At 64.8% G+C, this 21013-nt stretch carries 18 protein-coding genes and 2 pseudogenes; 4 read left to right on the top strand and 16 right to left on the bottom strand.

Annotated elements, in window-relative coordinates:
* The coding region (locus VIQ49_RS22180; RefSeq protein ID WP_331888715.1) for a glycerol-3-phosphate dehydrogenase/oxidase at positions 1-1071 on the top strand (1071 nt) is incomplete at its 5' end.
* Positions 1072-1199: 128 nt separating this feature from the next.
* Here the strand turns inward: VIQ49_RS22180 and VIQ49_RS22175 are convergent.
* The gene (locus VIQ49_RS22175) at positions 1200-2291 is read right to left on the bottom strand and encodes an aminotransferase class V-fold PLP-dependent enzyme (RefSeq protein ID WP_331888713.1); all 1092 of its coding nucleotides are present in this window, start codon (positions 2289-2291) and stop codon (positions 1200-1202) included.
* A 99-nt stretch (positions 2292-2390) separates the two neighbouring features.
* Between VIQ49_RS22175 and VIQ49_RS22170 the strand changes: the two genes are divergently transcribed.
* A complete protein-coding gene (locus VIQ49_RS22170) occupies positions 2391-2987 on the top strand; it encodes a hypothetical protein (protein ID WP_331888711.1) in 597 nt (198 codons plus the stop codon).
* A gap of 144 nt (positions 2988-3131) precedes the next feature.
* On the opposite strand, the gene VIQ49_RS22165 is transcribed toward VIQ49_RS22170, so the two are convergent.
* The 5 genes from VIQ49_RS22165 to VIQ49_RS22145 all read right to left on the bottom strand — a co-directional run bounded on the left by VIQ49_RS22165 (position 3132) and on the right by VIQ49_RS22145 (position 7348).
* Positions 3132-3935: a hypothetical protein gene (locus tag VIQ49_RS22165; RefSeq protein ID WP_331888709.1), complete on the bottom strand. Its 804-nt coding sequence runs from the start codon at positions 3933-3935 to the stop codon at positions 3132-3134.
* On the bottom strand, positions 3932-4348 hold the full coding sequence (locus VIQ49_RS22160; RefSeq protein ID WP_331888707.1) for a hypothetical protein: 417 nt from the start codon (positions 4346-4348) through the stop codon (positions 3932-3934). Before VIQ49_RS22160 ends, VIQ49_RS22165 begins: the two co-directional genes overlap by 4 nt.
* Positions 4345-4758, bottom strand: a complete 414-nt coding sequence (locus VIQ49_RS22155; protein ID WP_020106850.1) for a hypothetical protein — start codon at positions 4756-4758, stop codon at positions 4345-4347. The genes VIQ49_RS22160 and VIQ49_RS22155 overlap by 4 nt, the downstream gene beginning before the upstream one ends.
* A gap of 333 nt (positions 4759-5091) precedes the next feature.
* Positions 5092-5922 (bottom strand): LLM class flavin-dependent oxidoreductase, encoded by an 831-nt coding sequence (locus tag VIQ49_RS22150; protein ID WP_331888704.1) that lies wholly within the window; start codon positions 5920-5922, stop codon positions 5092-5094.
* A gap of 34 nt (positions 5923-5956) precedes the next feature.
* Positions 5957-7348: an MFS transporter gene (locus tag VIQ49_RS22145; protein ID WP_331888702.1), complete on the bottom strand. Its 1392-nt coding sequence runs from the start codon at positions 7346-7348 to the stop codon at positions 5957-5959.
* 148 nt (positions 7349-7496) lie between these two features.
* On the opposite strand from VIQ49_RS22145, the gene VIQ49_RS22140 reads away from it, so the two are divergent.
* On the top strand, positions 7497-8030 hold the full coding sequence (locus tag VIQ49_RS22140; protein ID WP_331888721.1) for a YqgE/AlgH family protein: 534 nt from the start codon (positions 7497-7499) through the stop codon (positions 8028-8030).
* 142 nt (positions 8031-8172) lie between these two features.
* On the opposite strand, the gene VIQ49_RS22135 is transcribed toward VIQ49_RS22140, so the two are convergent.
* Both VIQ49_RS22135 and VIQ49_RS22130 read right to left on the bottom strand, forming a co-directional pair.
* Positions 8173-9108, bottom strand: coding sequence for a bile acid:sodium symporter family protein (locus tag VIQ49_RS22135; RefSeq protein ID WP_331888719.1), 936 nt, complete (start codon positions 9106-9108; stop codon positions 8173-8175).
* A 55-nt stretch (positions 9109-9163) separates the two neighbouring features.
* Positions 9164-9610, bottom strand: coding sequence for an SdpI family protein (locus VIQ49_RS22130; RefSeq protein WP_331888700.1), 447 nt, complete (start codon positions 9608-9610; stop codon positions 9164-9166).
* A gap of 84 nt (positions 9611-9694) precedes the next feature.
* On the opposite strand from VIQ49_RS22130, the gene leuS reads away from it, so the two are divergent.
* Positions 9695-12541, top strand: coding sequence for a leucine--tRNA ligase (gene leuS / locus VIQ49_RS22125; RefSeq protein ID WP_331888698.1), 2847 nt, complete (start codon positions 9695-9697; stop codon positions 12539-12541).
* 282 nt (positions 12542-12823) lie between these two features.
* Here the strand turns inward: leuS and VIQ49_RS22120 are convergent.
* The 8 genes and pseudogenes from VIQ49_RS22120 to VIQ49_RS22090 form a co-directional block, all read right to left on the bottom strand.
* Positions 12824-13105, bottom strand: a pseudogene (locus VIQ49_RS22120) (IS1380 family transposase); the annotation flags it as partial.
* Between the two features lie 112 nt (positions 13106-13217).
* Positions 13218-13421: pseudogene (locus VIQ49_RS29020) on the bottom strand (hypothetical protein); the annotation flags it as partial.
* Positions 13422-13492: 71 nt separating this feature from the next.
* Complete coding sequence (locus tag VIQ49_RS22115; protein ID WP_331888696.1) at positions 13493-14515, bottom strand: isopenicillin N synthase family dioxygenase; 1023 nt, start codon at positions 14513-14515, stop codon at positions 13493-13495.
* A 49-nt stretch (positions 14516-14564) separates the two neighbouring features.
* Positions 14565-15524, bottom strand: coding sequence for an isopenicillin N synthase family dioxygenase (locus VIQ49_RS22110; RefSeq protein ID WP_331888694.1), 960 nt, complete (start codon positions 15522-15524; stop codon positions 14565-14567).
* Positions 15525-15558: 34 nt separating this feature from the next.
* Positions 15559-16857: an ABC transporter permease gene (locus VIQ49_RS22105; protein WP_331888692.1), complete on the bottom strand. Its 1299-nt coding sequence runs from the start codon at positions 16855-16857 to the stop codon at positions 15559-15561.
* A complete protein-coding gene (locus VIQ49_RS22100; protein WP_331888690.1) occupies positions 16854-18125 on the bottom strand; it encodes an ABC transporter permease in 1272 nt (423 codons plus the stop codon). The genes VIQ49_RS22105 and VIQ49_RS22100 overlap by 4 nt, the downstream gene beginning before the upstream one ends.
* Positions 18125-19708 carry an ABC transporter ATP-binding protein gene (locus tag VIQ49_RS22095; RefSeq protein ID WP_331888688.1) on the bottom strand — a complete coding sequence of 528 codons (1584 nt, stop codon included), beginning with the start codon at positions 19706-19708 and terminating at the stop codon, positions 18125-18127. The genes VIQ49_RS22100 and VIQ49_RS22095 overlap by 1 nt, the downstream gene beginning before the upstream one ends.
* A gap of 1 nt (position 19709) precedes the next feature.
* Complete coding sequence (locus VIQ49_RS22090; protein ID WP_331888686.1) at positions 19710-20795, bottom strand: BMP family ABC transporter substrate-binding protein; 1086 nt, start codon at positions 20793-20795, stop codon at positions 19710-19712.
* Positions 20796-21013 lie beyond the last annotated feature (218 nt).

Genomic DNA, 21013 nt, shown 5'->3' with positions numbered 1-21013 from the left:
ACAGACGGGTTGCGGGGCGCGGTGGTCGCTCACGACGGGCAGCTCATCGACGACGCGAGGTTTGTTGTCGCGGTGGCGCGCACCGCCGCGATCCATGGCGCGATCATCTGCACGTACACCCGGGCGACCGGTGTCACCGGTGACGGGGCGACCTTGACCGACGTCCTCACCGGCGGATCGTTCGGTGTCCGGGCGCGTGCGGTCATCAACGCCACCGGTGTCTGGGCGGGCGAGGTCGACCGGGCGGTGAAGCTCCGTCCGAGCCGGGGAACCCATCTGGTGGTCGACTCCGCCTCGCTGGGTAGCCCGACAGGCGCTCTCACGGTTCCCTTGGGCGACAGCATCAGCCGCTATGTGTTCGCGTTGCCGCAGCAGCTCGGCCGGACCTACATCGGACTGACCGACGTGGATGCGCCGGGACCGATCCCGGATGAGCCGCAACCGTCCGATGATGAGATCACCCTGCTGCTCGACACCATCAACAAGGCACTGGCCCGCCCGTTGACCACAGACGACATCCGCGGGGTGTTCGCCGGCCTGCGTCCGCTCGTGGAGGAGGTCGGGCCGGGTGTGACGATGAGTACGGCCGACCTGTCCCGCAAACACCTTGTGGCAGTGGGGGACAGCGGCCTGATCACGGTGGTGGGCGGCAAGCTCACCACCTACCGGAAGATGGCCGAGGCGGCCGTCGACGAAGCCGTCACCCGCTCGGGCCTACGGGCCGACCCGTGCCACACCAGTGCGCTGCCGCTGGTCGGTGCCACCGGAACACCGGCTGCCTCGGGTGCGCCGAGTTCACTGATCGCACGTTTCGGCGCCGAGGCACTGCACGTCATGGACGTCGCGCACGTCTCGGATCCGGCTGCGCAGATCGCTCCCGGTATCGACGTCACCCGGGCCGAGATCGAGTTCGCGATCACCCATGAGGGTGCCTGCACGGTCGACGACATCCTGGCCCGCCGAACCCGGATCGCCCTGGTACAGGAGGATGCGGACCTTGCCCGGGACGCCGTCACCGACATCGCTTCGGAGTACGGCTTCGGCAGGGGACCGGTGGCCCATCCCGTCTAGTTACCCACCATCGAGCGGGCGACCCCCCGTCGAGCGTGCCCTTTCAGCTGTCGAGCGTGCCGAAATTGCCAGTGCTTGAGCGATTTTGGCACGCTCAGCGGCGACAAGGGCACGGTCGACGTGTTCGACTAGTAGCCCATCCCGCGCAGCTCACCGGCGAGCAGATCCAGGTGTGACCGTTGGACATCCAGATGCGGGCTGATCCGCAGGACCGATTGCTCTGAGTTCAGTGGTGCCCGCCAAGAGTCGGCGCAGGTGACCAGGATCCCGATCGACCGCAGTTTGTCGCGGGCGGCCAGGACATCCGAGGGACCCCACCCCGGAGGCGGCGCGAGGGTGACGATCGCCGAGGGTTCATCGATCGGCTCGAGAACCTCCCAGCTGCCGATGCCGTGCAGGCGTTCGCGGGTGAAGCGGCCGATGGCGGCGAGTTCCCGGTTGACGCGTTCGGGTCCGAAACTCTGCAGTTCCTGGATCGCCACACCGAGTCCGAGGCGTCCGGCCACAAAGGCTTCGGAACTCTCGACCTCCACGGGGCGTATCGAATCAGAGCGCACGGCAAGGAATCCGACGCCACGAGGCCCGGCCAGCCACTTGCGGCTGGTGCCGTAGACGACGTCGGCACCGGATGCGCAGTCGCGCTGGCCGAATGACTGGGCGACGTCGACAACCACGGGGACGCCGGCGGCGCGGGCGAGGTCGACGACCTTGTTGACCGGCTGGACCACGCCGCTGTGCGAACCGATGTGGCAGATGTGGATGAAGTCGGGCTGCTCGAATTGGAGCATGTTCTCGAGTGCGTCGGTGTCGACGTGGCCGTACACATCGCCGGAGGGGATGGTGTGGACGGCGTAACCGCGGCGCTCGAATTCGTCGAGGTTGGGCCCGAACTCGTTCTTCGCCACCCAGACGGTGGCGGAGATGGGGAGGTTCCAGTGGGTGAGCAACGCCCGTAGCGAGGCCTTTGCCGACTCCCGGAAGGCGAGTTCATGCGCCTGATGCCCCACCAGTGCGGCGATGTCTTGGCGGCAGCGGTCCAGGGCTTCGGACATCTGTTCCTGCGCGACGTAGGAGCCGCGTTCGGATTCACGCCACAGATGCGCGGTGATCGTCTCGATGACTTTGCTGGAGGACCTCGATGCCGACGCCGAGTCGAGGTGGATGCTCATCGGCTCGGTTCGCCCGCGATGCCACAGATCACCGAGCTCGCTGACATACATCCGTGGATCCTCCTCGACGCGGGGCAGGGTGTGCACTCATACGCTACCGCCTACGCGCGGACGGGAACCGGTGCACCGGTTCAGTCCGTCCTAGTACGCATGGACCCCGTCATCGAGTACGTCTTTGGTGTTGGCGACGGATCGACCACCACGTGGACGTCTCCGGCCGACACGGCGCTCGGCGGTGGTGTGGCCGACGCGATCCGGCTCGACTTCGACGGTGATGGCAAGGTCGACGACGTGCTGTGGGATGAGAACGGTGACGGGCGGGCAGATCTCTGCGGCCTTGATCTCGATGACGACGGCTCGCCGGAGAAGTGGTTCTCTGACAACGGTTCTGGTGTGTGGGGGCGTTCAGAAGCCGACCCTCGGGCCGAGTCCCCTCACACCCCGCAATCCGCCGACGGCCATCTGGTCTGGACTTCGCTCGACGGCACGTCCCAGACCGCTACGGCCAGCGCAGATGTCGAGGGGACGCGCGCGATGATCGACTTCACCGGCGACGGAGAGGCGGGGGACCTTCTCTACGACCGAGACTCGGACGGTCACGGCGAGATCGTCGTGGTTCGGTCGGGCGGGCGCGTCTATTTCGACACCGACGGCGATCAGCGTTTCGATCAGGTCCTGATCGACCACGATCTCGACGGAACGGCAGATGATGTTGCGGTGCCGGGAGAACCGGGCTTCGGGTTGTGAAAGGGGTGCCTACAAGCTTCAGGGCGGTTGCCGGATTGAATCCGGCAGCCACCCTGAGTACTACCCCTCATCGAGTTCCAATGATCTTTACGATCAGCCTTGGATGTATGCCAGTGAACCACGAGGTCGCAGCCTCTGCAAGGATCAGGCGGCCGGGTTGTGATGGCGAAGACGACGGTCTTCGATGGCGCGTGCTGTCCGGTAGGTCCGTCCGGTGCGCCAGGCCGAAAACGATGCGGTCAGTGCCAGGAGCAAAGACCCGAAGACGCAGAACGCGAGGGCCAGGAATCCGAGAAGTACACTCACGGGGCTGGTTTCGGCCACGTTGATGTCGGCGATCCAGATCAACGCGGTGACAAATACTTTCCAGGTCGCCCAGAGAACACCGAACACTCCACCGATCCCCACGAGGTAACGCAACGGACCGAGCTCGGAGCGGACGACCGTCCATCCGAGATAACCGGCCGGGAATCCGATCCAGAACGCGAAGACGGCCTGATACACCGCCACCTGGAACATATGCCCGTAGTCGGTGATGAAATCCGACGACGGGGTGAGTTCACTGTGGACCAATGACAGGTTGATCACCGCGATCGAGGCGGCCGCGGCAACCACGAGGAGCATGATCCGCTGGTTGAGATCGGTGATGTCGTGCTTGCCTGCGATCGGTTCGCTGTTGCCGCGGCGGATCGCCATGAGCGTGGCGACCAGGGCACAACCTGCGATCACCGCGGAGGTGGCACCCCAGATCCGTTCGGAGGTGTTCATGACCTGGCGGACGCCATCGTCCGGAACCAGGTTCGTATAGTTCTCGGCGGTCAGGCAGTAGAAGACGATGCACACGCCGAAGGCAGCCGTCGCCGTCTGGCGGTACAGACCACCTCGGACGGCAAGTACCATCCCGAGGGCCACCCCCGTCCACGCGAGGGCGCCCAGCGCCTGACTCATGCGACTATGCCAACAGCCCCGAACGCCGCAGTCAATGCGCGGTTGTTCCGGGGTTCATTGCCCCGGCCCTCGGCGAGCGTGCCGACAGTGGTGGCAAAAGCCTCGGCCTGCGCTTCGCGGCGCGGGTTCTGATCGCAGCCCTCGTGGCCGGCGAGCAGATGCCAGGCCTCATGGGCTGCAATGTGGATCCGGTGGGCATCAGAGACGTTGGCAGGGGACACGATGATCGCGGTGCCACCACCGGTCCGCAGTGCGGCCCCCGTGATCTCGCCCGAGTCGAAGGACTCCGACGTGATGCACCGAACCTCGCATCCGAGTTGTTCGCCCAGCCTGGACTCGAAATCGTCCCAGTCCCAGCCACTCATCGGCGTGATGGCCGCGGCGAGGCGAAACATCTTCTGCCGGGTCATCATTGTCCGACGCTCTTCTCGGCTTCGAGAACCCGACTCACCTCTCGCAGTAGGGAGGCGAGCTCGGCCCGCCCGGTCGACGACAACTGATCGGCCCGGAGGCCGGCTACCTGAAGCCCGGTTTCCTCGATTGCAGCCTGCACCTCTTCACCGAGAGTGCGCGGGCTCGAGGAGAAGTGCTCCTTGGAGACTCCGAAGAATGAACAGATGGCGTCGCGTACAGCGCCGTCAACCTTCATTACGCGGCCCTTTCGGATCCGCCAGACAAATTGCCGATCGATGTTGCGACCTGTTTCGGCCGTCACCCAGTCGGCAATTTCCGCATTGGCTGTGCGCGACCCACCCGGCCAGCGAGAAGCACAGAGCCTATTGAGTTCAATGGCGAACTCAGACACCTCGTCACGATTGCGCATTTGCCCATAGTGCCAGGTGACTACCCATTTTGTCGCCTGTGTGCCGGGAATTCACCATATTCACAGTGACGATCACGACACTGAGAGTGGCCGGACGCGGCTGTTTCCGCACCGGAATGCACTTTGAACTGCGGAGATGCTGCGCGCAGGCCTATTTCTCCGGGGACGTTCGTCGTCAGGTGATAAATGTTCGCAAATTCGTTCTCAGGCGGCCGGATGTGTCGTTGACCTCCGCAGATACCCCAATTATGGGGTACTGGCCGGAGAAATACGGGTCCGGTTGCCATGGAAATCAATTGCCGAATTCGCGCCTACATTTTGCGATGCTTGAATTCAGCGAGGCGGTCCGGCATTGATCCGTTCGAGTTGGTAGGCGATCGGATCGTCGGGTGTGGAGCCCCAGTCGGAGTCGAGCCACCAGGTGATCCCCGCGTCTGCCATCGCCAGCGCCCGCTCCCGTTCTCCGGCAGGATCGTTCAGATCGGCGGTGCCCTCGTAGACGACGTCGTAGGTTCCCGTGTAGCCGAGTTCGTCGCGAAGGTCCCGGATTTCGCGCGCCACACCGACCCAGCGATGCAGGGGCTGTGGCTCCGGGCCGGCCACGCCGGTGAAGTTGGGTATCAATCCGTCGCACCGCGCGGCCCGCGACATGGATTTGCGGGAACCCTCCAAGCCCACACACCAGGTCGTGATCCGGGGTTGCTGAACCGGCGGATCGGGCAATTCGAAATCGGTGGGTTTCACCTGATAGTGCTTGCCGTCGTAAGAAAAAGGCTGACCGCCCCACAGCCCGAACATGACGTCGAGGCCCTCGTCGACGAGCTCGGCGCGCACCTTGCGGCCCTGATCGGCTTCGAACGCCAGCCAACCGGGATGCAGGGCCCCCAGACCGACGCCGAGGATCACCCGACCACCGCTGAGCCGATCGAGTGTGGAGGTGGTCGATGCCAGGTCCCACGGTTTGCGCCGGGCCAGCGGCGTGAGCATGGTGCCCAGCCGGATGCGGCTGGTGCGTACGGCCGCGGCGGTCAGCGAGATCCAGGGGTCGACGCCCCAGAGTGCCTCCCAGCCGAACACCGCATCCCAGCCCGCTTCTTCGGCTGCGACTGCCATGTCGGCAAAATCCGCGCTGTCGCCTTTGGCGAACACGAGTCCGTACTGCACGGTGCCTCCTGTGACGGGAAGTTCCGGGATCGGGTCAGGCGGTTGTCGCCAGCGGCGACGGGGGTGCGGGCGGCGGGGTGTCGGCGGGAATGGGTCGACGGTGGATCAGCGTGACGGACACGATTGCCAGGGCGTAAAGCACCGAACCCGCTGTCACCAGCACCGCTGACTTACCGTCGGTGGGGATGACGATCGCGGCGACCGTCACGGCCGCGACGAATGCGACGTTGAACAGGGCGTCCTGGAACGAGAAGGCCTGTCCGCGGCGGGCGTCGTCGACGTCCATCTGCATGGCCGCGTCGCCGCACAGTTTGCACACCTGGCCGATCAGACCCAGGAACACCGCCGCGATGCAGATGACCAGCCCGTTGAAAGTCAGCAGCGTGAGCTGGGCGAGGGTTCCGATGGCGAGCGCCGACACCACAGCGCGCTGGCGGCCCACCCGGGCCACCGCGAAGGGGGTGATCACCGCGGCGAGCAGCATGCCGACCGCGGTCAGCCCCGCGACCAGACCGAATCCGGTCAGTCCGCCGCCGAGCGCGGACTGCTTGGTCATCACCAGCAGCAGGAGGGTGTTCATGCCGAACACGATTCGGTGTGCACCCACGCCGGACAGTGCGGCAGCGGCGGGGGGCGAGCACCAGACCGCGCGCGCTCCGTGGCCCAGACCCACCGCGACCGCTCGCATGGCCGTGCCCTCGGGATGCTTGGCGGTCGGGTGACCGACGAAGTCGGGGTGATCAGGACCGAGCTGTAGCGGCTTGAACCGACGCGCGATGACCGCGGTGATCAGCGCCATCACCACTGCGCCGAGCAGTGTCAGCGCGCTGCCGCTGTTGTCGGATCCGAAGATCTCGCGAAGTGCGAGCGCGGCTCCGGCACCGAGGGCCAGCACTCCGGAGCCGATGGTGGTGAAGAACGAGTTCATACCGATCAGCCATTCGCGGGAGATCACGTGTGGCAGGGATGCGGACAGTCCGGATGCGACAAAGCGGCTGGCGCCGGTCACCGCGAGCGCGGCGATCAGTACGCCGGTGTCGCCGGCGCCCGTGGCGATGACGATCGAGACCATCGAGACAAGGACGGCCCGCAGTACGTTGGCCCAGACGAGAACCGTGCGTCGGTCCCAGTGGTCGAGGAGCGCGCCGGCGAACGGGCCGACCACCGAATAAGGCAGCAGCAGGACCGCCATCCCGGCGGCGATCGCCATCGGATCGGCGTGCCGTTCGGGGTTGAAGAGGATGGCACCGCCCAGTGCGGCCTGGAAGAGACCGTCGGTGAACTGGCTGCCGAGCCGCACGGTGAGAAGCCGGGACAGGCCGGGTGATTCTCGAAACGACCGCGTGAAATCGCGCATCGGCAACCGGTGGTGGCTGGTGCGGTCATGCGACTCGGAAGCCGCGACGGGCGGTTTGACGTTCACCATGTCCAGCCTACAAACGAATTCAAGATCTGGTACTCGCCACCAAAGAGATCAGTATTCGGCCCGTTCGCCGCGGGCCGCCAACGCTGCGGCGTGGCATCATGTTCGGGTGTCATCCAGTTCCGAGGCGATCTCCGCCGGCAGTTTGTTGATGGCGTCCACCGACCTCGCCGAGCCCACGTTCCGCCGCACGGTGATCTACATCATCGAGCACAACGACGCCGGCAGCCTCGGTGTTGTCCTGAACCGGATGAGTCAGACGGCAGTGCACAATCTGCTGCCGGATTGGACGGATACAGCGGCCAGGCCCAAGGCGGTGTTCATCGGTGGTCCGGTGAAACAGGACTCCGCACTCTGCCTCGGGGTGGTCAGACCAGGCGCCGACATCACCGAGACCCCGGCACTCCGGACGGTCGAGGGTTCGGTGGTTCTGGTCGACCTCGATGCCGATGCCGAACTACTCGCGCAATCGCTGGTCGGCGTCCGGATCTTCGCCGGATACGCCGGGTGGGGCATCGGCCAGCTCGGCGATGAACTGATGGCGGGGAGCTGGATCGTGGCCCCGTCGCTGCCGGCCGATGTACTGGCGCCCGCGGAAGTCGATCTGTGGTCCCAGGTCCTGCGGCGTCAGCCGTGGCCGCTCCCGATCCTGTCGACCCACCCGATCGAGCTAGAACGCAACTGACCCGCAACCACCCCACCCCCTGCCCCCGCCCCACCCCCAAATTCGCTCCACCTGCCTGCGTTCGATCCACGTGCAACAGGAGCGGACGTCGGTAGGCGGAGCGAATTTTGAAGGGCGGGGGCAGCGGCGGCGGGGTGGCCGGCTAGATGAAGTCCTGGCGGCTGTAGCGGGAGGCCAGCCAGGTGCAGATCATCAGCTGGACCTGGTGGAAGATCATCAGCGGCAACACGATCAGGCCGACCGCGTGACTGTCGAAGAGGACGGCGGCCATCGGCAGACCGGTGGTCAGTGATTTCTTGGTGCCGCAGAACTGGATGGCGATGGAATCAGCCCGATCGAAACCGAGGCGTTTCGAGCCGCTGCCGGTGAGCCAGAGCATGAGCGCCACCATCGCGGTGGCCAAGACAACCAGGAACACCACCTGCCACCAGATGACCTGTCCCCAGATGCCCTGACGGACACCCTCGCTGAATGCCGCGTAGACGACCAGCACGATGATCGCGCGGTCATAGAACTTGGTGAGTGACCGGTGCGCGGCGATCCGGCGGCCGATCAGCGGTTGCAGCAACTGGCCGGCGATGAACGGCACCAGCAGCTGCAGGACGATCGTGATCACCGATGAGGCGGAAAACGAGACGTCGCCGGAGGTGTTCATCAGGAGCAACACGAGCATCGGTGTCAGGAACACACCGAGCAGGTTCGAGGCCGAGGCGCTGACGATGGCTCCGGCAACGTTCCCGCGGGCGATCGAGGTGAAGTTGATCGACGACTGGACCGTCGACGGGACCAGGCACAGGAACAGGACTCCGCTGGCGAGCTCGTCGCCGATCAGGTGCGGGAGGATCGGCCAGAGCGCCAGTCCGAGCAAGGGGAACACCACGAAGGTGAACGCCAGGATCGTCAGGTGAAGGCGCCAGTGGGTGAGGCCGGTGAGGGCGTCACGCGGATGCAGGCGGGTGCCGTAGAGGAAGAACAGCAGACCGATCCCGATCTTGACGATCCAGTCGAGGATCTCGTCGGCCGAGCCGCGGGCCGGGAACACGGTGGCCACCACAACCGCGCCGATGATGGCCAGCATGAAGCCATCGATGTTGAAGCGCTGAAGGTAGGCCAGCGGCGAGCGCGCCACGCCTTTAGTCGGCCGGAGCTGCGTTGCCGCCGGCGCTGTCGCTGGAGCACACGCTCTGCAGTGAACAGCTGGTGCAGCCACCGCTCACACCGCAATCGGACGCGGGCTCGGGCATGGCGGCGGCAGCTCGGACACCGAGGGATCCGATGACACCGCCGAGGCCGACACCGACCGCGATGGCAGCGGCGGCGACTATCACACCGGCCACTCCGCCGAGCAGAATTGCGAGTACAGCACCCATCACCAGGACCAGGGCTGCGCAGATCAGGCCGGGTCCGGCGACGCGGTTGGCCAACTCGAACTTCTCATCGCTGCGCATGGTGTCGGCGGTACGTACGCCGATCCAGCGGTTGCGGGGGAGACGCTTGACGAGGCCCAGGACGCCGGGGACTCCGAAGACCAGCGCCAGCGCCAGCGCGACGGCGGCGAGGATGATTGCTGCGACGGTCACCCCCATACAATACGAGGCCAGGGGAAATCAATGGTCACCCAGGCCTGCCTGCAGCTCGGATCGGGCAGGCTTTACGCTGGTCAGGTGACTGGCCCGACGATTTCAGCCCCCGACGAATCCCCGCAGCACCGCTACACGGCAGAGCTGGCGGGGCAGATCGAGGCGCGCTGGCAGCAGAACTGGACGCAGCGGCGAACCTTCGAGGCGCCCAACCCCGTGGGTGACCTGGCGGGTGACCTGTCGTCGTTCGACGGACCCGACGCCAAGCTCTTCGTCCAGGACATGTTCCCGTACCCGTCGGGCGCGGGTCTCCACGTCGGTCATCCGCTCGGTTTCATCGCCACCGACGTCTACGCGCGGTTCCACCGGATGAACGGTCGCAACGTTCTGCACACGATGGGCTTCGACTCGTTCGGGCTGCCGGCCGAGCAGTACGCGGTGCAGACGGGAACCCATCCGCGCAGCACCACCGAGGCCAACATCGAGCGGTACCTCGAACAGATCCGCCGCCTGGGTCTGGGTCATGACGAGCGTCGCCGGGTGGCGACCACGGACGTCGACTTCTACCACTGGACGCAGTGGATCTTCCTGCAGATCTACAACGCCTGGTTCGATGCCGACTCCGGCAAGGCCCGTCGCATCCCCGAGTTGATCGCCGAATTCGATTCCGGTGCAAGGACTCTCGCCGATGGCCGGAGTTGGTCGGAGCTGGACGACGCCGCGAAGGCGGGTGTCATCGACGACTACCGGCTGGTCTATCAGAGCGATTCACTGGTCAACTGGTGCCCCGGGCTGGGCACCGTGCTGGCCAACGAAGAGGTCACCGCGGATGGCCGCAGCGACCGCGGCAACTTTCCGGTGTTCCGGAAACACTTGCGGCAGTGGATGATGCGGATCACCGCATACAGCGACCGCCTGCTCGACGACCTCGAACTGCTGGACTGGCCGGAGAAGGTCAAGACCATGCAGCGCAACTGGATCGGCCGCTCCCGCGGCGCGCAGGTCTCGTTCGCCTCGCCTGCAGCACCCATCGAGGTGTTCACCACCCGCCCCGACACCCTCTTCGGCGCGACGTACATGGTGCTGGCACCCGAGCATGAGCTGGTCGATGAGCTGACCACCTCGCAGTGGCCGGCCGATGTCAACCCACTGTGGACCGGTGGCGCGGCCACGCCCACCGAAGCCGTTGCGGCGTATCGCAAGACGATCGCGGCGAAGTCGGATCTCGAACGGCAGGAGAACAAGGAGAAGACCGGTGTCTTCACCGGCAGCTACGCCGTCAACCCGCTGAACGGGGCACCGGTGCCGGTGTTCATCGCCGACTACGTGCTGATCGGCTACGGAACCGGTGCCATCATGGCCGTCCCGGCCCATGACCACCGCGACTACGAGTTCGCCACCGCGTTCGGGTTGCCGATCATCGAGGTGATCGGCTCGGAACAGGGTGTGGGCGAAGAGGCTTTCACCGGCGACGGGCCGCTGGTCAACTCCGGCTTCCTCGACGGAATGCGGGTGGACGAGGCCAAGTCGGCGACCATCGAGCGCCTCGAGGCCGACGGCACCGGTAGCGGCACCATCCAGTACAAGCTGCGCGACTGGCTCTTTGCGCGCCAGCGGTACTGGGGCGAGCCGTTCCCCATCGTTTACGACGCCTCGGGTGCGCCGCATCCGATCCCGGATTCGATGCTGCCCGTGGAACTCCCGGATGTCATCGACTACGCGCCGGTGTCGTTCGACCCCGATGATCGCAGCAGTGAACCGTCTCCGCCGCTGGCGAAGGCGACCGACTGGGTGAACGTTGAACTCGATCTCGGCGATGGCCTGAAGGACTACACCCGCGACACGAATGTGATGCCGCAGTGGGCCGGTAGCTCCTGGTATCAGCTGCGTTACATCGACCCGACAAACTCGGATGAGCTGTGCGCCAAGGAAAACGAGGCGTACTGGATGGGTCCGCGGACCGATCTGCACGGCGAGAACGATCCCGGCGGGCTCGATCTCTACGTCGGCGGTGTCGAACATGCGGTGCTGCACTTGCTGTACTCGCGCTTCTGGCACAAGGTGCTGTTCGACCTCGGTCACGTGAGCTCGGCCGAGCCGTACCGCCGTCTCTACAACCAGGGCATGATCCAGGCGTACGCGTACACCGATGCTCGTGGTGTCTATGTACCGGCCGAAGAGGTCACCGAAGAAGGCGGCAAATACTTCTACGACGGCCAAGAGGTCAACCGCGAATACGGAAAGATGGGCAAGTCCCTGAAGAACTCCGTTGCGCCGGACGACATCTGCCGCGACTACGGCGCGGATACGCTGCGGGTCTACGAGATGTCGATGGGACCGCTGGACACGTCGCGGGCCTGGGCGACCAAGGACGTCGTCGGTGCGCAGCGATTCTTGCAGCGCGCCTGGCGTCTGGTTGTCGACGAGACGACCGGGAAGACCCGGGTGGTCGACGTGGATCTGACCGATGAGACCAATCGACTGTTGCACAAGACGATCGACGGTGTGCGCGAAGACTATTCGAACTTGCGCGACAACACTGCGGTGGCCAAGCTCATCGAGCTGACCAACCACCTCACGAAGCAGTACCCCGATGGTGCGCCGCGCGACGCGGTCACCCCGTTGGTGCTCATGCTGGCCCCGGTGGCGCCGCACGCTGCCGAAGAACTGTGGGAGCGGTTGGGCAACAGCACTTCTCTGGCCCATGGTCCGTTCCCCGTGGCGCTGGAGCAGTGGCTTGTCGATGACACCATCGAGATCCCGATCCAGGTGAAGGGCAAGGTTCGCAGCCGGATGACGGTGGCGGCGGATGCCGATGAGGCGACCCTGCGCGCGACGGCGCTGGCGGACGAGAAGATCATCCCGCTGCTCGAGGGTGAGCCGCGCAAGGTCATCGTGGTGCCCGGCCGGATGGTCAACATCATCCCGTGACCCCGTAGACCACAGCGCCGACCGGGGACGTCCCGGGCGGCGCTGTTGGCTGATCTGTTCAGCGACGTGTGCGTTGGCGTGGGGCCGGCTGTTCGAGCGCGTGCAGCACCGACGTTGCCACGATGCCGCTGAGTCCGGGGGTTCTCGGGGCTGGCCGGTTCTCGAAGGTGAACTGATGTCCAGCGCGCCGATCGCACCGGTAGGGCGGACGATCCGGCCCGGTCCGGCCGCGTTCAGTTCCGCCCGCAGTTCTGGAACGGCGTACGCACCGATGGAGCAGAGGGCGCCTTGCTTGGCGTGTTCGTAGACCGGGCGCAGCAACGAGTCGATGTCGATGAATGTCCGTGTGGCGGCGCCGGGTAGCAGATCGAGCCGCGTGGTTGGCGCGCGTAAGTGCCCGGTCAAGACTGAATCGAGTTGGCGGGCCTGACCGAAGGTGAACTCGCGCAACGTCTGTCCGAGTGTGGCCGGGGCGTATAGGCCGGTGAATAGAGTTCTGTGGCCGCCCGCGCGTAGGACTTCGATGCTGTCGGCTCCGGCGCACATCCCGGCGATGATGGTAGTTGTTGCCCATCGCCTGGTGTTGAGCAACTCGACCTGCATGTGCCCCCCAGAACGCCTCGATCACCGCATTGTCGAAACAGTCGCCGACCGACCCGAATGACGGTGTCAATCCTCATCGGCGTAGATTCTCACCCCAGCTCCAGGAGGTGAATTGCGTTCCGTGATATGAGTGTAAAACGGGTGTACCACATAGTGATCGCTCCCGAACGGCCATGTTCACCGCATTGTTCACCAACGCGGTGTGGGCGATCGTAGAGAAGGACCGCCCGACGATCTTTCGAGAGAAGCAGTCAATCGCCGCACAACAGTGGGCTTCCCGTCTGTTGCCTGCCGGTGGACGACACGACGGTGCCGCCCGATATCAAAGTCACGGTCTCAGCGCGACTCTCACCTCTCTGCGGCGAGCTTGGACAGATACGCTTCGGTCGCGTCTGCGGACCTGGTGTGCTTGCGCTCGGCGTAGGTCTTCTTGATGAAGCGCGACTCCCAGTCGTAGACCGAGACCGGCTCGAAGTCAGGACCTTCAGATCCGTAGGTTGTCTTGAGCGGCTCGATCACGGTGTCGACCGCCGGCAGGTGGAAAGTGGTCAGCGTGGTCCGCGAGCCTTCGGGGTCGTTTGATGCCACCACCCGGTGCCGGGTGGCGGGCCATAACCCGTTCGTCCAGCGCATCATCAGCTCACCCATGTTGATGACAAAGGCCTCTTCGATGACGGGCACCGGAAACCACTCGCCCTCCAGGGTTTTGACCTGGAGACCCTCGTAGGTTCCGCGCTGGTGCAGCATCGTCAGGGTGCCGCCGTCGAAGTGTTCATCAAAGATGACAGTCGGGTTCTCGGTCAGCGGAGCCCGGCGGGCCGGGTAGTAGTTGATCGAACAACTCGACGCGTTCGGCTCGACGAGGGTGTCGAAGTAGTCGAGGGGCAGATCCAGTGCGACAGCGAACAGGCGCATCAGTGCCGCGCCGAGATCCTGTGTCCGGCCGAACAGTTCACCTACCGCTGCCCGGTAGCCGGCGACCTCGTCGGGCCAGACATTCGGCGAGAAGAAGTCGGAGTACTCCTGCGGCACGCCGGCCTGCTGCGCGTCGTCTGGGTTGTCGAAGTGGCTCGCGTGGATTCGCAGCGAGCGCACATGCCCGTCTTTGTCGATGTTGCTGGTCATGCCTCGGTACGGGTGACCCTCGGGCGAGACCAACGTGTCCCGGTAGTCCTGGGGTGACTGCGCCAACTGCACCGACTTCTCGTACACGGCGTCGAGAACCTCCGTGGGGATGCCGTGTCCGACGATCTGGAAGAACCCGGACGTGGTTGCCGCGGCACGGACCTGCTCGGGCGCCGTCTTCAGATCCGAGCCCTGCAAGAACCCTGACACGTCGATCACGGGAACCAGTGCCTCTGATGCGTTCATCGCTATTCCTTTCTCTGGTCTTGCGGAGATGTCCCTGCCGGATGTCGCGTCACCCGACGGCGACACTGCGGCCGAACTTGCCGAGGAGGTGTGGCCCTGCCATCACGGACGGATAGCGAGACCCGCCGTCCTCGTCGCGGCAGGAGGGCAGACATTCGACCTCGGCGGTGAAGTTGGCGTTGAAGAAGAACGGAATGCTCTGCCGCCGTGCGGCGGCGTCGTCGCCTTCGACCGGGTTGACCACCCGATGCAGCGTCGAACGCCAGCGATCATCGGTCCACCTGGCCATCAGATCGCCGATGTTGATCACGAAGGCGCCATCGATACTGGGCACCCCGACCCAATCACCCTGCTTGTCCTGCACTTCGAGCCCGCCGATGTTGTCCTGCCGCAGGATGGTCAGCGGCCCGTAGTCGGTGTGTGCGCCGGCGCGCAGCTGCCCCTTCGCCAGTGGCGCAGACGTCGCCGGGTAGTTGATGGCGCGGAGCGCACAGGGCGCGTGATCGATCTTGTCGTCGAAAAATGCTTCGTCGAGTTCGAGCGCACGGGCGAACAGCCGCATCAATCTCTCACTCAGTGTCAGCATCTCGCGGTAGTACGCGGCACAGGCGAGTTTCAAGCCGGGCAACGCATCCGGCCATTGGTTCGCCGAGTACACGCGAAACTCGTCGGGCCCGCTGAGCGTGTGCTGCGGTGGGTCGACGGGACCGACGTTGAAACTCTCCTTGAGGTCGCCAGGGGCGTCATCACCGAGCGACTTCGCCAGCGACTCGGCACTGAGCGGAATGTAGCCGTACGGATACCCGGGAGCCGGTGGACGAAGACGATCCTTCTGCTCCACGGGCAGGTCGAAGAATTTCTGGAACTCGGCCCACACACCGTCGGCCACCTCTGTGGCGACGCCGTGGCCGACGATCTGGAAGAAACCGACCTCGGTGCAGACCTCGTTGATCATTCGGGGCAGGTCGTCGGAGTTCTCCGACAGGTCGATGACGGGAACGTAACTCATCGGTGGCCTTTCACATTCTCTGGACGGCCCGAGCTCACAGCGTCGCTCCACCGGCAGCTGGGGCCTTGCCGTTGGCGACCACTCCGGCCACCACGACGATGGTGATGATGTAGGGAACCATCAGCAGCAGTGACGATGAGACACCGACACCGAGCAGCCCGAAAGTCGTCGCGAGCGACGTCGCGAACCCGAACAGCAAGGCCGACAACGCGGCTTGCGCCGGCCGCCACCCGCCGAGGATGACCGCGGCCAGCGAGACGAATCCGAGTCCCGAACTGATTCCGGCGACGAACTGCCCGGTGGATCCGACGGTGAAGTAGGCCCCGCCCGCTCCGGCGATGGCGCCGGAGATGGTGACAGTCCAGAACCGGGCGCGCTTGGCGTTCACACCGGACGCCATCGTCGCCTTGGGGTTCTCGCCGACCGACCGGACACGCAGCCCGACTCGCGTTCTACGCAGCACGAACTCGACTGCCACCACAGTGAGGACAGCGATGTAGAACAGGGGCGACTGGTTGAAGATCGCCTGCCCGATGATCGGGATGTCGCTGAGGATCGGGATTTCCCACTTGCCCATGGTCGCCGACGAGTTGTACCGGGACGGGTTCGCGTCGAGGATCTGATAGGTGAGGAACCCGGTCAGACCGGTGGCCAACAGCATCAGGATGATGCCGGCGACCACCTGCGACACCTGGTAGCGCACGGTCAACACTGCAAGCAGTGCACCGACGCCGGTCGCGGTGAGGACGCCGCCGATCAATCCGACCCAGGGGTTACCTGCGATGGTGCCCACCATGGCCGCCACGAAGGCAGCTGCGAGGAACTCACCCTCGATCGCGATGTTGAAGGCACCGGCACGCTCACACAGTGCGCCGGCGGTCGCACCGAAGATCAACGGAATCGACGCCGACACACAGATTTCGGCGATACCGGCCAGGCTTGCGCTCTCGCCCCGGGCAGCCCAGGTGATCAGACCGAGCACGAAGAGCAACACCGAGACCGACAGCGCGATCATCTGCGCCGGCGATCCCTTGTCACGGATCGGCAGTCGGTACAGGACAACGCCGATCACCGCGGCGAGAAGCGACGCGAGGAGACAGAGGGTCCGGGCGTCGACGGTGATGGTGACGTCACCGACACCGCCGAACCTCAGGTTGGCCTGGTCGGAGCCGCTGGCGATGCCGAGATAGACCAAGACCAGGGCGATCGCCCCGATGAATCCGAGAGATTTGCGTCGCGTCTTGCGTGCGGCGGCGCTGGTCTGCACTATTTCGAGGACATCGGGCTCGGCCGGCATGTCCGTTCGACTCTCGGGTTGACTGGTGATGGTCACGATCGAACCGCTTTCTTGACAGAGGTTTGCTTGTCACGGAGTCGGAAGATCTCGGCGATGAGCGCCGGCGCCGTCACGAACAGGACGATCAGCGCCTGGATCACCATGGTGAGCTGATACGAGATTCCGGTCTCGAACTGCATTGTCAGGCCGCCGGTTTGGACAGCCCCGTAGAACAGGGCGGCCAGTGCCACCCACTTGGGGCGGTTGTGGCCCAGGTAGGCGATGAGGATGCACAAGTAGCCCATGTCGTTTCCGAAACCGACTTGCAGCTGGTGGGTGACGCCGAGAACCTGTACGCCACCGGCAATACCGACGATGGCGCCCGAGATCGCGAACGCGACCACGTACACGAAGCCGGGACGGATGCCGGCGAGCCTGGCGGCGTGCGGCGATTCACCGGAGATCTGCAACATGAACCCGAGGCGACTGCGGTCGAGCAGCACCATCGCGAACAGCACCACGACGAGCGCAACCACGATGCCTGCGTTGACCGGGAATCCCGTGACCATGGGTGTGAGTGCCGCGGACTCCGCGGTCACGCGGCCAGTGGGGTTGTCACCCTCTGAGCCACCACTTTTGAAGAACGTCTCCGTGAGCAGGTAGATCACGAGCAGCCCGGATACGTAGTTCAGCATGATCGTGACGATGACCTCGTGAGCGCCGGTGAAGGCACGCAATAGGCCGGGGACCAGGCCGCCGAGCGCGCCACCGACGGCTCCCGCGGCGAGCGCGAGCAGCATGTGGGGCAGCCACGGCATGTCCACAAAACTGAACCCGACCCACGATGCCCCGATGGCGCCGCACACGAGCAGGTAGTGCCCGCCCATGTTCCACACGCCGGAGCGGAAGGCGATGGCGATACCGCAACTCGCGATGATCAGGGGCACAGCCGCGGTCATCGAGTTGCCGATGGGTGTCAGCGCGCGGGTCCACGTGGCCTGACTCGGATTCTCGAGCGCCCGTTGGAACATCTGCGGATCGCCGAGCGCGCCTTTGAGCAGCCCTGCGTAGGCCTGCGACAGGAACTCAAAACTACGGGTGAACCCGGTGAGTGGATTCTCCAACCAGGCATTTCGCAGGTCCGCGGTAGACAGCACGATGACGATGGAGGAGATGACCAGTCCCGCGATCAGCGACAGGACGAAGAGAAGGACGGTGTTCTGTTTGTTGTACGCGCCGGCGATCCGGCGAAGGATCGACTCCCGCTCGCGTGGCGGCGGTGTCGCACCGGACACCGGTGGATCGAGTATGGCTGTGGCGGTCATCAGTGACCTCCCATCAAGGTTCCGATTTCAGTGCGGTCGAACGGGCGCTCGAGCGTGCCGGTGATCGTTCCGCCCGAGATGACCGCGATGCGGTCGGCGATGGCCAGCGCCTCGTCGATGTCCGAGGTGACGGCGAGTACGCCGACACCTTTTTCTGCAAGGGTCAGCAGTTGCCGGTGGACGTATTCGATCGAGCCCACGTCCAGACCCCGGGTCGGGTGTGCGGCCAGGAGTGCGCAGATGTCGCGTTCCATCTCACGGGCGATCACCACCTTCTGCTGGTTTCCGCCCGAGAGCATCTGCACGAGTTGCTCCGGCCCGGTGGCGCGAATGTTGTACTTCTCGATCATCTCGGTGCCGTACTCTTCGATGGCCTTGCCGTTGAGCAGCATCCCGCCCCAGCTCGTGAAGCGCTTTTCGGTGCGACGGTCCAGGATCAGGTTGCGGCCCAGTGTCATCGGGAGGACCACACCTTCCCGATGCCGGTCCGCGGGGATGATTCCCAGCCCCTGGCCCAGCCGTCGGGCGGTGCTGTCCATGGTGACGTCGACACCGGCGATGTGCACGGTGCCGCGATCGGGCTGCAGTGCCCCGGTCAGGACGGACACGGCCTCTTGCTGGCCGTTTCCATCGACCCCCAACAGGCACAGCACCTCGCCGGGCCGCACTGACAAAGACATGTCGAGCAGTGGCATGGCGTGAATGGTTCTGGGAGCCATGGTGATCGAATCGAGGGCGATGATCGGGTTCTTGTCGGTATCGTCGTCGAACTGGGTGAAGGTCTCGCGCTCCACCACCTTCACCGAACGCCCGACCATCAGCTCGCCGAGTTCGCGGATCGATGTCTGCGCCGGCTCGCGTGTGGCGATGAGCTCGCCGCGCCGCAGAACGGAGATCCGGTCCGCGTGCTCGAGCGCCTCGCGCAGTTTGTGGGTGATGAAGATGATGGCGCGGCCACCGTCCCGCAACTGCTTCAAGATGGCGAACATGGCGTCGGACTCTTCATCGGTGAGAACCGCGGTCGGTTCGTCGAAGATGAGGACCGAGGCGTCGCGCGTCAGGGTCTTGACGATCTCGACGCGCTGTTGCAGGCCCACCGAGAGGTCATCGATCTCGGTGTCGGGCTCCAGTTCGAGGTTGAACTCGGTGGACACCTCGCGGGCCTGATCCCGGGCTGCATCGGTGTCGAGCAGACCCAGCTTTGTCCGGGGCTCGAAGCCGAGCGCGATGTTCTGGGCGACGGTGAATGCACCGACCAGCTGAAAGTGCTGGTGCACGATTCCGATGCCCTTGTTGATGGCGGTGCGGGTGTCGCAGCCGGTGATGTCCTCACCGGCTACGACAACCGTCCCGTCGTCGGGGACGACCTCCCCGGACAGCATGCCCATCAGGGTCGACTTCCCGGCACCGTTTTCACCGACGATCGCGTGGATCTCGCCGTAATCGACATCGAGGGAGATGTTGTTGTTGGCGATGAGGTCGCCGTATCGCTTGGTGAGTCCGCTGAGTTCGACGGCCACCGGCCGGGCCGGTTGTACGTCCGCCTCCGCGGCGGGTGTCAGGGGTGAGTCGACCGTGTGCATGTCAGTCCACGCTCACCGAGCCGTCGGACACGCCTGTGGTCAGCGTTTCGATCTCAGCCTTCAGCTCGGCCGGGATGGCGCCATCGAGATCGTGGTATGGCGACAGTCCCACCCCACCGTTCGCCACGTCACCGACGTAGCTACCGGACGGGAACTGGTCGTCGACAGTGGATTTGGTGACGTCGTACAGGCTCTTCTGGATGCCCTTCTCGACCGTGGAGAGCATGACCCCGCAGTACTCGGCGTTGGCGATACAGCCGTCGGAATCCACCCAGAGCATGTACTTCGAGGCTGCCGCGCCACCGGCGTCGGAGACGGCCACGGCAGTGCCCTGCGCGATAGGCCCGGCGACGGGGAAGATCACGTCGGCGCCCTGCTGCAATTCCGACTCGGTGATCAGCTTGCCCTTGTTCACATCGGTGTAGCTACCGACGAACTGCCCGGTCTTGGCGACCGGGTCCCAACCGAGGACACGCACGCTTTCGCCCTTGACCTCGTTGTAGTGGTTGACGCCGTTGACAAATCCCGTCATGTACAGCTGCACCGGCGGGATGGGCTGATTGCCGTAGACACCCACGACCTTGGTCTTGCTCATGCCCGCGGCGAGATAGCCACCGAGGAAGGCGGCCTGGTCCGTCGCGTACGTCAACGACGTCGCGTTGTCGGTGTCGTTTTCGAGGGTGTCGTCGATCACGACGAACTTGATGTCCGGGTTGTTCGGCGCGAGCGCTTCGATGGTCGAGGTGGTGTTGAAGCCGACACCGATGATCATCGAGCATCCCTGTTGCACGAACTGCTCGCCGATGACCGGATAGTCGGTGGAACCGGACTTGGCCAGGTTGCGGATCTCGATGTCCGACTCGTCCTCGAGCTGGGTCAGTGCGGCCCAGGCCTGCTGGTTGAACGAACGGTCGGCGATACCGGTCTCGCTCGTCATCAGGCACGCGGAGAAGTCGCTGGTGGACTCGCCGTCCGATGACCCGCAGGCCACGAGGCCTGCGGTCAAGGCGACCGCCACCCCGGTGGCACCGACGAAACGACCGAAATGAGACGACCGGGCGCGATTGCGACGTGAAGAACTGTGCACTGCAGGTCCTAATCTATGAGTGACGGGGTGAATGCGAAAATCCCTGTGATGAGCGCTGATTCGCAATCTGCGACCTCGAGACCGGTCGACGTTGACAACCGAGGTCGGTGACTGACTTTGCACGCCTATGCGTTAGTTATACGCATAACTCGTAGTCTATGTACGGCTCCTTCGGCACCGCAACACCACAAACCTCCACCGCCCTGAACGAAACACGA

This window comes from Williamsia sp. (genome assembly GCF_036566845.1).
Lineage (GTDB): Bacteria > Actinomycetota > Actinomycetes > Mycobacteriales > Mycobacteriaceae > Williamsia.
Note: the sequence above shows the minus strand (reverse complement) of the source record. Positions and strands in the feature narration are given on the sequence as shown.